This is a genomic window from Streptomyces sp. SID8374 (assembly GCF_009865135.1).
GTDB lineage: Bacteria > Actinomycetota > Actinomycetes > Streptomycetales > Streptomycetaceae > Streptomyces.
In genome coordinates this window covers 563,560-577,900 of sequence record NZ_WWGH01000001.1, presented here as the reverse complement: position 1 = coordinate 577,900, position 14,341 = coordinate 563,560, and the positions used below count along the sequence as shown (strand labels likewise).

At 72.0% G+C, this 14,341-nt stretch carries 10 protein-coding genes; 5 read left to right on the top strand and 5 right to left on the bottom strand.

Annotated features, from left to right (window positions below; genetic code table 11):
* Positions 1-14 precede the first annotated feature (14 nt).
* The 3 genes from GTY67_RS02525 to katG all read right to left on the bottom strand — a co-directional run bounded on the left by GTY67_RS02525 (position 15) and on the right by katG (position 5,938).
* A complete protein-coding gene (locus GTY67_RS02525) occupies positions 15-2,033 on the bottom strand; it encodes an AAA family ATPase (protein ID WP_237502693.1) in 2,019 nt (672 codons plus the stop codon).
* Positions 2,034-2,360: 327 nt separating this feature from the next.
* Positions 2,361-3,428, bottom strand: coding sequence for a recombinase RecA (gene recA, locus GTY67_RS02520; protein WP_161277619.1), 1,068 nt, complete (start codon positions 3,426-3,428; stop codon positions 2,361-2,363).
* Between the two features lie 254 nt (positions 3,429-3,682).
* The gene (katG, locus tag GTY67_RS02515) at positions 3,683-5,938 is read right to left on the bottom strand and encodes a catalase/peroxidase HPI (RefSeq protein WP_161277618.1); all 2,256 of its coding nucleotides are present in this window, start codon (positions 5,936-5,938) and stop codon (positions 3,683-3,685) included.
* Between the two features lie 378 nt (positions 5,939-6,316).
* Here katG and GTY67_RS02510 point away from each other — a divergent pair, with 378 nt between their 5' ends.
* Together GTY67_RS02510 and GTY67_RS02505 are read left to right on the top strand one after the other, a co-directional pair.
* The gene (locus GTY67_RS02510; protein ID WP_161277617.1) at positions 6,317-6,727 is read left to right on the top strand and encodes a Fur family transcriptional regulator; all 411 of its coding nucleotides are present in this window, start codon (positions 6,317-6,319) and stop codon (positions 6,725-6,727) included.
* Between the two features lie 130 nt (positions 6,728-6,857).
* On the top strand, positions 6,858-8,126 hold the full coding sequence (locus GTY67_RS02505; protein ID WP_161277616.1) for a pyroglutamyl peptidase: 1,269 nt from the start codon (positions 6,858-6,860) through the stop codon (positions 8,124-8,126).
* Between the two features lie 275 nt (positions 8,127-8,401).
* On the opposite strand, the gene GTY67_RS02500 is transcribed toward GTY67_RS02505, so the two are convergent.
* Both GTY67_RS02500 and GTY67_RS02495 read right to left on the bottom strand, forming a co-directional pair.
* Positions 8,402-10,180 carry a siderophore-interacting protein gene (locus GTY67_RS02500; RefSeq protein WP_161277615.1) on the bottom strand — a complete coding sequence of 593 codons (1,779 nt, stop codon included), beginning with the start codon at positions 10,178-10,180 and terminating at the stop codon, positions 8,402-8,404.
* Entirely contained in the window at positions 10,180-11,166 is a 987-nt protein-coding gene (locus GTY67_RS02495; RefSeq protein WP_161277614.1) for an ABC transporter substrate-binding protein, read from the bottom strand. Before GTY67_RS02495 ends, GTY67_RS02500 begins: the two co-directional genes overlap by 1 nt.
* 139 nt (positions 11,167-11,305) lie before the next feature.
* On the opposite strand from GTY67_RS02495, the gene GTY67_RS02490 reads away from it, so the two are divergent.
* From GTY67_RS02490 to GTY67_RS02480, 3 genes are all read left to right on the top strand, one after another.
* The gene (locus tag GTY67_RS02490; protein ID WP_161277613.1) at positions 11,306-12,052 is read left to right on the top strand and encodes a helix-turn-helix domain-containing protein; all 747 of its coding nucleotides are present in this window, start codon (positions 11,306-11,308) and stop codon (positions 12,050-12,052) included.
* Positions 12,053-12,228: 176 nt separating this feature from the next.
* Positions 12,229-13,290, top strand: a complete 1,062-nt coding sequence (locus GTY67_RS02485) for an iron chelate uptake ABC transporter family permease subunit (RefSeq protein WP_093694819.1) — start codon at positions 12,229-12,231, stop codon at positions 13,288-13,290.
* The gene (locus tag GTY67_RS02480; RefSeq protein ID WP_161277612.1) at positions 13,287-14,318 is read left to right on the top strand and encodes an iron chelate uptake ABC transporter family permease subunit; all 1,032 of its coding nucleotides are present in this window, start codon (positions 13,287-13,289) and stop codon (positions 14,316-14,318) included. The genes GTY67_RS02485 and GTY67_RS02480 overlap by 4 nt, the downstream gene beginning before the upstream one ends.
* Positions 14,319-14,341: the final 23 nt, after the last annotated feature.

Genomic DNA, 14,341 nt, shown 5'->3' with positions numbered 1-14,341 from the left:
GGTGACTGAGTTGCTTAAGTGGCTTGGTTGTGGAATGTGCGTCGGCCTTTGTCAGTGAGCGGTTCCGGTAGCGGCCGGGCGTGCAGGATGTCGAGACGGGACACCGCACGCGTCACCACGACGTACAGCCGGTGCAGTCCGCGCGGTTCGGATTCGACGATCGCGGCCGGCTCCACCACGACGACATGGTCGTACTCGAGCCCCTTGACGACCGTCGCCGGCAGCACGGTCACGCGGGCGGCCGTGCCGACCTCCTCGGCGGTCGCTGTCTCGACGCCCGCCTCGCGCAGGACCGCCGAGGTGGCGGCCACCGCGTCGTCGGCGGTGATGACGGCGACCGACCCTTCGCGATCGAGGGCCGCGTGGACGGCGGACACGGTGGCGGTCGCCAGGTCGTCGACCGCGCTGACCGTCAACTCGCCGTCGTGGCGCAGCGAACGGGCCGGCGGCACATCCACCCGGAGGGCGCCCACCAAACGGTTGGCCAGCTCCATGATCGTGGCCGGGACCCGGAAGCCGGTGGTCAGGGGGGTGACCGTGGCCTGCTCCTTGCCCAGGTACGTCAACTGCTCCTGCCAGCTCCGTGCCGACCAGGGCGCCGTGGCCTGGGCCAGATCACCCAGGACCGTGAGGGAGCCGAACGCGCTGCGCCGGGCGATCGCCCGGCATTGCATCGGCGACAGGTCCTGGGCCTCGTCCACCACCACATGGCCGAAGCCCTCGGGGCGTTCGATGAGCCCCGCGACCTCGTCCAGGAGCAGCATGTCCTCGACCGACCAGGTGGCACTCCGGTCCGACCTCGGGGGCTTCGCCCACAGCAGGGCCCGTTGCTCGGCGGCGTCGAACACACCGTCCGCCGCCTCCTCCATGACCGCCGGGTCGCTGAGCAGCGCGGCCACGACCTCCTCCGGACGCGCCACCGGCCACGCGGCCTCCAGCAGTGCCGCGATCGGCTTCGAACGGCCGATCTTCCGGGCCCACGTGACGCTCTTGGGGCCGGCCCGCCGCTCGGCCTGCTGCTGGATCAGTGTCACCACCCGCGAGCGCACATGCTCGCGGCCCACCCCGTACGGCACCCCCATGCCCCGCACCTCGTCGATGACCTGGGCCAGATCCCATGAGCCGACCCGCCAGCGGTACGAGCCGTCGGTGACCGCGATGGACTCCTCGGGGTGCCTGACCCGGGCGTACAGGGCGCGCTCCAGGACCGTGGCCATACGGTCGCTGTGCTTCAGGACGCCGACCTCCGTCCCGTCCACCCGCCGGACAGGGTGCCTGGCAACCACGTCCTCCACGGTGAGCTGGGCGATGCCGATCTCGCCGAGCGAGGGCAGCACCTCCGAGATGTAGCGCAGGAAGGTCCGGTTCGGGCCGATGATCAGCAGACCGCTGCGCTGCAACCGCTCGGGGAAGGTGTAGAGGAGATAGGCGGCGCGGTGCAGGCCGACGGCCGTCTTGCCGCTGCCCGGCGCGCCCTGCACGCAGACCGACTCGTTCAACTCGCTGCGGACCAGGTCGTCCTGTTCCGGCTGGATGGTGGCGACGATGTCCTGCATCGGGCCCAGACGGGGGCGCTCGATCTCGGCGGCGACGATGGCACTCGCCGCGCCGTCGTGGTCCCGGGAGTGGTCGAGGCGCTCGTCCTCCAGCCCGGTGAGGTCCTCCGGGGCGCCGTGGCTCCACGGCGCCCAGCCGAAGCGCCGCCGCACCGCCACTTCGCGCGGCTCCAGGGCGCTGGCCTGGTAGTACGTCCGTGAGACCGGCGCGCGCCAGTCGATCACCAGGGGCGGTGCGGCTGGATGTTCCGAGACCCGCCTGCGGCCGATGTAGTACCGCTGCCGCCGGTGGTCGCCCGCCTCGTCGGAGTCCTCGAAGTCGAGTCGGCCGAAGAACAGCGGGCTGTCGGGCTCCTCCGCCATCTGCCGTGCGCGGGTCCGCAGGTAGCGTCCGAGCGCCTCGGCGCTCGCACCGTCACCCGACACGTCCTCGCCCGCGACGACCTGGTCCTGGGCCTCGTCCACCTGATGGGTCATGGCCTCGCCGCACATCGCGACGTACGCGCGCTCCAGGGCGAGTTCGTCGTCGAGTCCGCCCGCCTCCTGGGTGCCGTACTCGTCCTGGACGTGTGGCGTCATCGATGGGGACCCTTCCGAAGTGACGGCCCTGCGCGCCGCCGGGGGTGGGGCGGCTGGTACCGGTGTTCCGGGGGCTCAGCATAACTGAACCGGGTTAACAGAGTGGCCGGGTTGCGTTATTGGGGGCGTTTGCTGATCCGTAGAGCAGTCTTGGTGCGCAGCGCCCGTCGCTTCCCGGCCCCGTCCTGCTCGCGGTGGTGGCCGGCCTGCCCGCCCCCCTGTCTGTCAGGCGGCGGTTCCCGCCGAGGGGCGGACGTCAACGGGGGCCGGGGCGGCCTCGGCGGACTCGGCCTCCGGGTGGACGCCGACGCCCAGCTTCTCGAGGATCTTCTTCTCGATCTCGTTGGCGAGGTCGGGGTTGTCCTTGAGGAAGTTGCGGGCGTTCTCCTTGCCCTGGCCGAGCTGGTCGCCCTCGTACGTGTACCAGGCGCCGGCCTTGCGGACGAAGCCGTGCTCCACGCCCATGTCGATCAGCCCGCCCTCACGGCTGATGCCCTGCCCGTAGAGGATGTCGAACTCCGCCTGCTTGAACGGCGGGGCCACCTTGTTCTTCACGACCTTGACGCGGGTCCGGTTGCCGACCGCGTCGGTCCCGTCCTTCAGCGTCTCGATCCGCCGGATGTCCAGACGCACCGAGGCGTAGAACTTCAGCGCCCGGCCACCGGTCGTGGTCTCCGGCGAGCCGAACATCACCCCGATCTTCTCGCGCAGCTGGTTGATGAAGATCGCCGTGGTCCTCGTCTGGCTGAGGGCGCTGGTGATCTTGCGGAGGGCCTGGCTCATCAGTCGGGCCTGGAGGCCCATGTGCGAGTCGCCCATCTCGCCCTCGATCTCGGCGCGGGGCACCAGGGCCGCGACGGAGTCGATCACGATCAGGTCGATCGCGCCGGAGCGGATGAGGATGTCGGTGATCTCCAGCGCCTGCTCACCGTTGTCCGGCTGGGACAGGATCAGGTTGTCGGTGTCGACGCCGAGCTTCTTGGCGTACTCGGGGTCCAGCGCGTGCTCGGCGTCGATGAACGCCACCGAACCGCCGAGCTTCTGCGCGTTCGCCACGGCGTGCAGTGTCAGCGTCGTCTTACCGGAGGACTCCGGCCCGTACACCTCCACCACACGGCCACGCGGCAGCCCGCCGACGCCGAGGGCCACGTCCAGGGCCGTCGATCCCGTGGGGATCACCTCGATGGGCTCGTTGGGCCGCTCACCGAGGCGCATCACCGCACCCTTGCCGAACTTCCGCTCGATCTGTGCGAGCGCGGTGTCCAGCGCCTTCTCGTGGTCCGTTCCTGCCATGCGGTTCACCCGGTCCGATTGAGAGGCCCGCCGCACGTCGGAGAACGTGGGCGTCTACTGCCGACAACGGACGTTTCGGAGATCCCAAAAACGAACATCCGATCGATTTACGTGTCAGTGAAAGGTACCAAACCGAGGGAACCGGGACGGGGCGGCGCGCAAAGGGCGGCTCCGGACACCGCCCGAGCCGCCCTTGTCCTGCGGAGGGGCTGAGGGGCCGGTGCGCGTATGCACCGGCCCCTCAGCCGGAGTGATCAGACCAGGTCGAAGCGGTCCAGGTTCGTGACCTTCGTCCAGGCCGCGACGAAGTCCGTCACGAACTTCTGCCGCGCGTCGTCGCTCGCGTAGACCTCGGCGAGGGCGCGGAGCTCGGAGTTCGAGCCGAAGACCAGGTCGGCGCGGGTGCCGGTCCACTTGACCTTGCCGGACGCGTCGCGGGCCTCGAACTCGTCCTGCGCCTCCGACGTCGACTTCCAGGTGAGCCCCAGGTCCAGCAGGTTCACGAAGAAGTCGTTGGTCAGCGTGCCCGGGCGGTCGGTGAGGACGCCATGCTTCGAGCCGCCGGTGTTGGCGCCCAGCACACGCAGACCGCCCACCAGGACCGTGGTCTCCGGGGCGCTCAGCGTCAGCAGGTTGGCCCGGTCCAGCAGCAGGTACTCGGCCGGCAGGCGGGTGCCCTTGCCGACGTAGTTGCGGAAGCCGTCGTACGCGGGCTCCAGGGCGGCGAAGGACTCGACGTCCGTCTGGTCCTGCGTGGCGTCGACCCGGCCCCCGGTGAACGGCACCTCGACCTCGACGCCGGCGTCCTTGGCCGCCTGCTCGACGGCCGCGTTGCCCGCGAGGATGATCAGGTCGGCCAGCGAGACCTTCTTCCCGCCCTTGGCGTTGAAGGACTCCTGGATGCCCTCCAGGGCGCGCAGGACCTGGGCCAGCTCGTCCGGGTCGTTCGCCTCCCAGCCGCGCTGCGGCTCCAGACGGACCCGGGCGCCGTTGGCGCCGCCGCGCTTGTCGCTGCCGCGGAAGGACGCGGCCGAGGCCCAGGCGGCCGAGACCAGCTGCGCCACCGTCAGGTCCGTGGCGAGCACCTGCTCCTTGAGGGCGGCGATCTCCGCGGCGTTCAGCGGCTCCTCGGTGCGCGCGGGCAGCGGGTCCTGCCACAGCAGCACCTCGGAGGGGACCTCCGGGCCCAGGTAGCGCTGGATCGGGCCCATGTCGCGGTGCGTCAGCTTGTACCAGGCGCGGGCGAAGGCGTCCGCGAACTCCTCCGGGTTCTCGTGGAAGCGGCGCGAGATCTGCTCGTACGCCGGGTCGAAGCGCAGCGACAGGTCGGTGGTGAGCATCTGCGGCTTGTGCTTCTTCGACGCGTCGTGCGCGTCCGGGATGGTCGCCTCTGCGTCCTTGGCGATCCACTGCTTGGCACCGGCCGGGGACTCGGTCAGCTCGTACTCGTACGCGAAGAGGTTGTGGAAGAACTCGTTGCCCCACTGCGTCGGCGTGCTGGTCCAGGTCACCTCCAGACCGCTGGTGATGGCGTCCCCGCCCTTGCCCGACTTGTACGAGCTGCGCCAGCCGAGGCCCTGCTCCTCCAGCGGGGCGCCCTCGGGGTCCGCGCCGACGCTCTCGGCCGGGCCCGCGCCGTGCGTCTTGCCGAAGGTGTGGCCACCGGCGATGAGGGCGACGGTCTCCTCGTCGTTCATCGCCATCCGGCGGAAGGTCTCGCGGATGTCGCGGGCGGCCGCGATCGGGTCCGGGTTGCCGTTGGGGCCCTCGGGGTTGACGTAGATCAGGCCCATCTGGACCGCGCCGAGCGGGTTCTCCAGCTCACGGTCGCCGGTGTAGCGCTCGTCGTCCAGCCAGGTGGTCTCGGGGCCCCAGTAGACGTCCTCCTCCGACTCCCAGACGTCCTCGCGGCCGCCGGCGAAGCCGAAGGTCTTCAGGCCCATGGTCTCCAGGGCGACGTTGCCGGTGAGGATCAGCAGGTCGGCCCAGGACAGCGCCTGGCCGTACTTCTTCTTGACCGGCCACAGCAGTCGGCGGGCCTTGTCCAGGTTGCCGTTGTCCGGCCAGCTGTTCAGCGGGGCGAAGCGCTGCTGACCGGCGCCCGCACCACCGCGGCCGTCGCTGATGCGGTACGTGCCGGCGCTGTGCCAGGCCATCCGGACCATCAGCGGTCCGTAGTTGCCGAAGTCGGCGGGCCACCAGCCCTGCGAGGTGGTGAGCACCTCGGCGATGTCCCGTTTCACCGCGGGCAGGTCGAGTGCCTGGAACGCGGCCGCGTAGTCGAAGTCCTCGCCGAGCGGGTTCGCCACGGCGGGGTTCTTGGCGAGGATCTTCAGGTTGAGGCGGTCCGGCCACCACTGGCGGTTTCCCCCGCCCTGAGTGGGGTGCGGCGCGCGGCCGTGGGCCACGGGGCACCCGCTCGCCTGCGCCTCGGGCACCTCCGGGACGGCCGTCTCAGGCGAATCCGGGGTGACGGGATCGAAGACATGCGACTCGTGGTTGTCGGTCATGAGAAATCCTTCCGGACCCGGCGGGTCGTGGAGCGCTGAACGGGGGAGGAGGATTCGGGCCGTGCAGAAGGGGCACGCTGTGGGGCAGGGTCTTGCCGCGGGCCGCTCGAACGCCTCGTGGATCACCGGACCGTCGGGTCCCTGGCGATGCGACGAGGACGGCGTGCGGCGTTGCGCTCTCGACCGGCGGTGTCCCGTCACGTGTCTCTGCTGCCGTACCGGAGTCTTCCTGTCTCTTGGATGTCGCCGGGATCGATCCTACGATGGACTTCGTCCAAGTCAAGAAGTGCGCTAAAACGATAACGACCGGGGCTCGGCGCGTCGGACCCTCCGGGGCCGCACGCACCCCCCCCGGCGGACCGGAGCAGGTGAGACGAGATGAGCGACCTCCTTCAGCGGCTGCGGAACTGTGGCTGGCGGCTGACCTCGCAGCGGCGCGTCGTCGCGGAGGTCCTCGACGGCGACCACGTGCACCTCACGGCGGACGAGGTGCATCTGCGGGCCGCCGCACGACTGCCCGAGATCTCCCGCGCCACCGTCTACAACACGCTGGGCGAACTCGTCACGCTCGGCGAGGTGCTGGAGGTCTCCACCGTGGGCCGGGCCAAGCGCTACGACCCGAACGCGCGGAACCCCCACCAGCACCTGGTGTGCTCCGGCTGCGGCACGGTCCGCGACGTCCACCCGGTCGGCGACGCCCTCGGCGACCTGCCCGAGACCGAGCGGTTCGGGTTCACCGTGGGCTCGGTGGAGATCACCTACCGAGGGGTGTGCCCGGACTGCGCCTGACCTCGGAGCCCGCCCGGCCGCGGGAGCGCGACGCAGGTGCCTCGACAGAGCTGACGCCCCATGGCGCCGCCCGAGGTGGTGCCGCGATACTGCGCGGGACCGACCGTTCTGCTCTGCCGAAAGGGCCCACGTGAAGCACCAGTTCCCCGCCATCACCCGGCTCGGCCTGGGGGGTGTGACGCTCCTGCTCGTCCTCGCGGGCTCCGCCCTTCCCGCCACCGCATCCTCTACCGACACCGCCCGCAGCGCCGCGCAGCCCACCGTCGAGGAGCAGCGCCTGGACCGGGCCGCCCCGCAGGAGATCCTGCGCCTCAGTGGGTTCGACGCCCTCGCCCCGCGCTTCGCCGACGACCTGGAGCGTTCACGTGGTTACGCGCAGGCGGAGCGGTCGGTGACCCGTCATGGCGCGGCGCTGTGGCGGCGCGCCGTGGACCGCGCCCAGGGGCGTGGACCCGCCACGGGTGACCTGAGCCGGGGCGATGACCGTCCGCTGTACTGGGCCCGGCTCGCGCTCAGCCGTGAACTCCGCGCCTGGACACCCCGGTTCGGGCTGGACGAGCGGCAGCGCAAGGCCCTGCACACCGCTCTGGAGACCTCTTCGCGCGGCCAGGAGGACATACGCCGTCCGGGCCGTCAGGTGAAGCGGGTCCTCGTCACCGGCTTCGATCCGTTCACCCTGGACAGGGACGTCCGGATCGGCAACCCCTCGGGCGCGAGCGCGCTCGCCCTGGACGGCACCCTGGTGCAGACCGCCGACGGTCCGGCCCGGATCGAAACCGTCGTCTTCCCCGTGCGCTGGGCCGACTTCGCCGAGGGGGCCGTGGAGCGGGCCCTCGCCCGGCATCTGCCGCACGTGGACCTGTTCACCACCATCAGCCAGGGCCGCCAGGGCCGGTTCGACGTGGAGCGCACCAACGGCGCCTGGCGCGGCGGCTTCCCCGACAACGAGAACGTGGCGTCGACCGGAACCGTGCCCGTCACCGACCCCGCCTCGCAGCCGCAGTGGACGTCCACGACCCTCCCGTACCGCCGGCTCACCGAAGCGGACACGGGCCGCTTCCCGGTGTACGACAACACCGAGGTCACCGAGATCCCGGCGGGCGCCACCCAGCCGGTGACCAGGCCGGACGGCCCCACCCCCGGGTCGACCGCGCGAGCCGGGGGCGGCGGCGACTACCTCTCCAACGAGATCGCCTACCGGGTCACCCTGCTGCGCGACCGGCTGGGGTTGCCGAAGCTGCCGGGCGGCCATCTGCACACCCCGGTCCTGCAGTTCGGCGCGGGGAACACCGACCCGGCGACGGGCGGGGTCACCGACCCGGAGTTCGAGCGCAACCGTTCGGACATCGTGAGTCAGGTGCGGGCACTGGTGAAGACGGCGGCGGGCACGGCCGGTTGAGGTCCCGGCCACGCCCGCGAATTTGGCTGGGGGGCCCTGGCCGCGCTTGCGGATCGCCTGGAGGGCGCCCGCCACGCCCGCGGATCGGTTGGAGGTCCCTGGCCGCGCCCGCGAATCGGCTGTAGAACCCCGGCCGCGCTTGCGGATCGCCTGGAAAACCCTGGCCGCGCCCGCGAATCGGCTGGGGGCCCTGGCCGCGCTCGCGGATCGCCTGGGGGTCCCCCGCCGCGCCCGCGCATCGCCTGAGGCCCCCGGCCGTCGCTCGTCTCCGGGTGTCAGGCCCGGTGCAGCACCGTCGCTTCCGTGCCCCAGCCGAGCGCGACGGTCCGGGCGACGGCCCAGCCCGACCGCCTCGCCAGCGCGGCGATGGCGGCGGAGTCCCGTAGAGGGCTGCCGGTCGCGGCGTACGCGTGCAGCGCCGCCTCGGCCGCGTGCGGGCTCAGGCCGTCGGGGCGGGAGGCCTCGACGAGGACCGCCGTACCGGTCCACTCCGCGAGCCGGGTGAGGAGCAGCGTGGCCTCCTCGTCGGTGCGGTACGCGAGAGCCTTCGCGGCCACGGCGACATCGGCGGGACCGGCCGTCCAGTCGATGCGGTCCGGCGCGGTGACGTGCCCGCGCAGGACCGACGCCGGTACGGCGTCCTCCGCGACCCGCAGCCGAGGCCGACGTCCCGCGTCGTCGAGAGCGGCGACCACCGAGGCGCTGCCCGGACCGGTCAGGAGGCAGGAGCCGACCCCCTCCCAGAGGGGGTCGGCCGTCAGACCGTCCAGCAGGAACACCAACTGCTCGCACTCCTCGACCAGTTCGCCGTAGCGTTCCGCGTCGCCCTTCACCGTCCCGTGCAGCGTGGCGCCCGAGGCGAGGCTCCACGGGGACGACGTACCGCCCCGGAGTGCCGGAGCCAGATGCGTGAGGGCGAGCAGCAGCTCGGCCTCTTGGCCGGTGTACTCCTCGCGCTCGTGGTCGGCCAGGAGTTCCTCGCCCGCCGGGCCCAGGCGCAGCCCGCCTCCATCGCCGTCGCCGACGACCACACCGTACGAGGCGAGCAGCGGCAGCAGTACGCCGATCCCCGGTCCGAGCACACCCAGGCGGGCCGCGAGCGCGTCGGCGGAGAGTCCCGGTGTGTCGGCCACCGCGTCCACGAGGCCGAGCCGCAACGCAGCCCGTGTGACCAGCCACGGCAGGGGCGACGGGATCGGACCGGCGGCAGGAGCGTGCGCACCGGCCTCGGCCGTGGCCTCCGCCTCCGGCGTGGCCGCCTCCTCGCGGTGCCAGTAACCCGTGATGTTCAGGCGGTCCTTGGGGAACTTGAGTTCGCGCTGGAGGTAGCGGCGTACGGGAAGCAGCGCCCGGCTCTCCGCGGCCGCCCAGGCGTACCCCTCACCCGCCGGAACCGGCAGCGCGCGGACGGCGGCCTCCAGCGCGGCCGCGTCACCCGGCTCCGAGACCACCCAGGTGACCGTGTCGCCGTCGCGCAGGGCCAGTTCCTGGCGTGCCGCGTCGTCCGAGACGGTCACCAGGACGTGCGCAGTGGCCTCGAGGGGGCGCTCGTCCAGGAAGCGGCCGATCGCGGGGAGCGCCGTCTCGTCCCCGATGAGGAGGATCCAGTCCAGCCCGTCCGGCAGCCGGAGCGACGACTTGGGTCCGACGAACCACAGCTCGTCGCCCTCCCGCGCCGACGCGGACCAGGCCTCCGCGGGCCCTTCGCCGTGCACCACGAAGTCGAGGTGCAGCTCGCCCGCGTCGAGGTCCACCCGCCGGGGCGTGTAGTCGCGGGTCAGCCGGTGTTCGGACGGCGTCCACTCGATGCCGTACGGCAGTTGGGCCGGAAGCGCCGCGCGGACGTCCCCGTCGGCGGCGAAGATCAGCTTGATGTGGTCGTCGAACCCGGGTGCGACGAAGGCGGGATGACCGGTTCCGTCGCGGGTGAACCCGGCGAGTTCGTCGCCGCCGAGGACGACCCTCCGCATCCTCGGCGTCACCTCGTGGACGCGGCGCACCGTGACCCGGCGCAGGACGAGCGGGTGCGTCGTGTACGCGCGTCGGGCGGCCATCAGGAGAACTTCTTCTCGATGAGGTCGAGGAGGGCCATCGACTCGTCGTAGTCGCCGCGCAGCACCCAGTACGGCAGGTCATAGGCGTGGTTCGTCTTGAAGGCGGGCAGCGCGCTGTAGACGGGGTTCTTCTTCAGGGTGGCGACGTCGGTCGTGTCGGCGTTGAAGCCCATGACGAACACGGACGGCTGGGTGATGGTCTGGCCCACCTTCTCGGTGGACAGCTCGAACATGTCACCGCCCTGCCCGTACACCTTGAAGCCGCCGTCGGCGAAGACCGGCGCCGGTTCGATCCCGACCTTCTTCAGCTCGTCGGGCAGGCCGACGCTCTCCACCAGGCCGTAGGCGGTGCCGTCGCCGGTGAGGGTGAGGAAGGACACCGGGCCGGGCGGCGGCGTGATGGCCGCCTTCACCTCGCCGATCCGCTTGTCGTAGGCGGCCACGTGCTGCTTGTACACGTCGGGCTTGCCGAACACGTCGTCGGCGAGGAAGGAGAACTGGCTCCGCCAGTCGCCGAGCTTCTTGCCGACGAGCACGGTGGGGGCGATGCCGGAGAGGTCGTCGTACACCTTCTCCGCCTGGAACAGCGGGAAGCCGATGCCGCCGCCCACGATGAGGTCGGGGTCGAGGGCGAGGATCGCCTCCAGGTCGAAGCCGTCGACGCTCCACGGCAGGAACGTCGTGCCGTCCTCCTTGGCCTCCTTCTCCCAGTACGGGGAGAACTCGCCCTTGCCGTCGGCGTCCTCGGGGATCGTGGCGTGCACCGGTACGTCGAGGTCGTAGAGGTACCCGGCGAGGGCGTGGTTCAGCACGACCACGCGCTTGGGCTCGGCCGGCACCTCGACCTTGCCGTAGTCGGTCGTGACGGTACGGGTCTTCGCGGCGGACGCCTTGTCCCCGTCGTCCGACGAGGAGGAGGCGGAGCAGCCGGTGAGGGCCAGCGCGGCGACGAGCGCGCAGGCGAGAAGGCGGGCGGGAGCAGACATGGGACCTCAGGTGACTGGGCAGGCCCGAAGGTTCGAGCCGTTGGTAAGGTGAGGCTAACCTCGCTGGTTCCGCTGCGCCGATCCGCGTGCGACATCGCTGGTGACGGAGACGACGCATCGCACACAACGGGAGGCACGCTTGCCGGTGACATCCCTCGGCACCGTGGTCGCCGAGAACGCCATCCGCTTTCTCGGCCACGACACGCACGAGCACGACGAGCCGCACCTCGTCTACGTGGTCAGCGGCAGCGCCCGCCTGACCGCCGACGGCGAGGAGTGGCGGCTCGGCCGGAACGAGGCCCTCTGGCTCGCTTCCCGGGTGCCGCACGCGCTGCGGATCGAACCGGGCGGCATGGCGCTCGGCCCCTTCCTCAACCCTTCTGACCAGCCACGATGCCGTGTTCAGCCGCTCGGGGTGGTCCCCGCGATCGTCGAGGTCATGACCACCACACTCGGCGCGGCACCGACCACGGCGGAGCAGATCCAGCCGTTCCGCCAGGCGCTGGGACGCGTGCTGGGAGGCATCTCCCGGCAGCACTTCCCGGTCGTCCTGCCCGCCCATCCGGTGGTGCGCGCCCTCGCCCGCGAGGCCCTGCGCACCCCCGCCAGAACGCTGGAGCAGCTGGCCGAACAGCACCACATGAGCGCCCGCCAGGTGCAGCGCGTCTTCCTCGACGAGACCGGACTGCCCTTCACACGGTGGCGCAACCGGGCCAGGATGAACGCCGCCGTCGAACACCTCCGCGGCGGAGGTGAGCTGACGGCGGCGGCCAGGGCGGCCGGCTACGCGACCCGGGCCGGGCTGCTGCGCGCGCTGAGCCGCGAGTCCGGCGTCCCGGTGAGCGCGCTCACAGCGGACGCGGTGGGGGCGCTCGGCGGTTGCTGAACCGTGCGCCCGGAAGCTGCTGGACCGGGCGCCCGCCGGGTGGGGCGAAGCAGTTCGGGTACGTCGGTGCAGTTGAGGTGCGCCGCAGCAGTCCAGGTACGTCGATGCAGTTCAGGTACGTCGATCACGCACGGCACTTCCGGCTGTCCGGGTGGCGGATCGCTCAGGGAGGTTCGATGCCACAGGCGCTCGCGAAGACGACCGCGCCACCACCGCCGGCCGCGCCGTCGTGGGCGTCGCGTCGCAGGACGCGCCGGCTCCTCGGCCTGGGTGTCGCCGTCGCCGTGCTCCTCGTCGCGGTGCTGCTCAGCGTCGCGATCGGCTCGGCGATGCTCCCCCTGGACGTGGTGTGGCAGGCGCTGACCGCCCCCGACGGTTCCGCCTCGCACGCCACGGTCAGCGGCGCCCGCGTGGACCGTACGCTGCTCGGCATCGCCGTCGGGGTCTCCCTGGGCGTGGCGGGGGCGCTCATGCAGGCGCTCACCCGCAACCCGCTCGCCGACCCGGGGGTCCTCGGAGTCAACGCCGGGGCCGGGTTCGCCGTCACCCTGGGCGTGGCCGTCTTCGGCGTCACGCGCATCGAGGAGTACCTGCCCTTCGCCTTCGCCGGGGCCGTCGCCGGTGCGGCGGTGGTCTACCTCGCCGCGAGCGGCGGCCGGGCCGGGCCCTCGCCGCTGCGGCTCACCCTCGTCGGGGTCGCCTTCACGGCGGTGCTGGCCGGTATCTCCCAGACCCTCGCCCTGATCGACACGGAGACCTTCGACCGTATGAGGTTCTGGGGAGCGGGCACCGTCACCGACCGCCCGACGGGCACCGCCGGTGACATCCTGCCCTTCGTCCTGGCCGGCCTGGTGGCCGCCGCCTGCTGTGCGCGCCCGCTCAACGCGATGGCCCTCGGCGACGACGCGGGGCGGGCGGTCGGGCTGCGGGTCGGCGCGACCCGGTGCGGTGTGGTGGTCGCGGTGACCCTGCTGTGCGGTGCGGCGACGGCCGCGGCGGGCCCGCTGATGTTCGTCGGCCTCATGGTGCCGCACGCCGTGCGATGGCTCACCGGGCCCGACTGGCGCTGGATCATCGCCTACTCCGCCGTCCTCGCCCCGGCGATCGTGCTGACCGCCGACGTCCTGGGGCGGCTGATCGTGGCCCCCGCCGAACTTCCGGTCGGCGTCATGATGCCGCTCATCGGCGCGCCCGTACTGATCCTTCTCGTACGCGGAAGCCGGGTGAAGGAGCTGTGAGCGGGATCCTCGTCCTCAGGGCAGGCACCCTCAGCCTGAGAGCGAAGCGCCGTACGGTCGTCGTGTGCGCGCTGCTGTGGGTCACGCTGCTCGCGCTCGCCCTGTGGGCGTTCACCCTCGGCAGCTATCCGCTGAGCCTCGGCGACCTGGCCGATGTCGTGTCGGGCGACGCCAGGAACAGCGTCCGCACCGTCGTCCTGGAGTGGCGGGCGCCGCGCATCGTCGCCGCCGTCCTGTTCGGGGCGGCGCTGGCCGTCGGCGGCGCGATCTTCCAGTCCCTGACCCGCAACCCGCTCGGCAGCCCCGACGTCATCGGCTTCACCACCGGCTCGTACACCGGTGTCGTCCTCGCGCTCCTCGCGGGCGCGAGCAGCTACTCGGCCCTCGCGGCGGGTGCGCTCACCGGTGGGCTCCTCACCGCCTTCACCGTCTATCTGCTGGCGTTCCGGCGCGGTGTGCGGGGCTTCCGGCTCATCGTGGTGGGTATCGCGATCGGCGCCTTGCTGCACTCGGTCAACACGTGGTTCCTGGTGAAGGCCGATGTGGACACCGCGCTGCGGGCGGCGGTGTGGGGCGCGGGCTCACTGAGCGGCATCGGCTGGCCCGCCCTGCTGATGGCCGCCGTTCTGACGGCGGGGGTCGCGCTGGCCGCGCCCGTGGCGCAACGCCGGATGCGCTGGCTCGAACTGGGTGACGAGACGGCGGCGATGCTGGGTATCCCCGTGGAGCGTACGAAGCTGCTGCTGGTCGTCCTCGGTGTGGCCGCGACCGCCGCGGTGACCGCCGCCGCGGGCCCCATCGCCTTCGTCGCGCTGGCCGCGCCGCAGATCGCCCGCCGCCTCACCGGGCGAGGAAGCGTCGACCTCGCCGGTGCCGCGCCCGTCGGCGCGCTCCTGCTGCTCGGCGCGGACATCGCGGCGCAGCACGCGATCCCGGGCGTGCTGCTGCCGACCGGCGCGGTCACCGTGTGCGTCGGCGGGGCGTATCTGCTGGTCCTGCTGGTACGGGAGTCCCGGCGCGGGTTCTAGGCTCTGCCAGGTGAGGGGCCGCC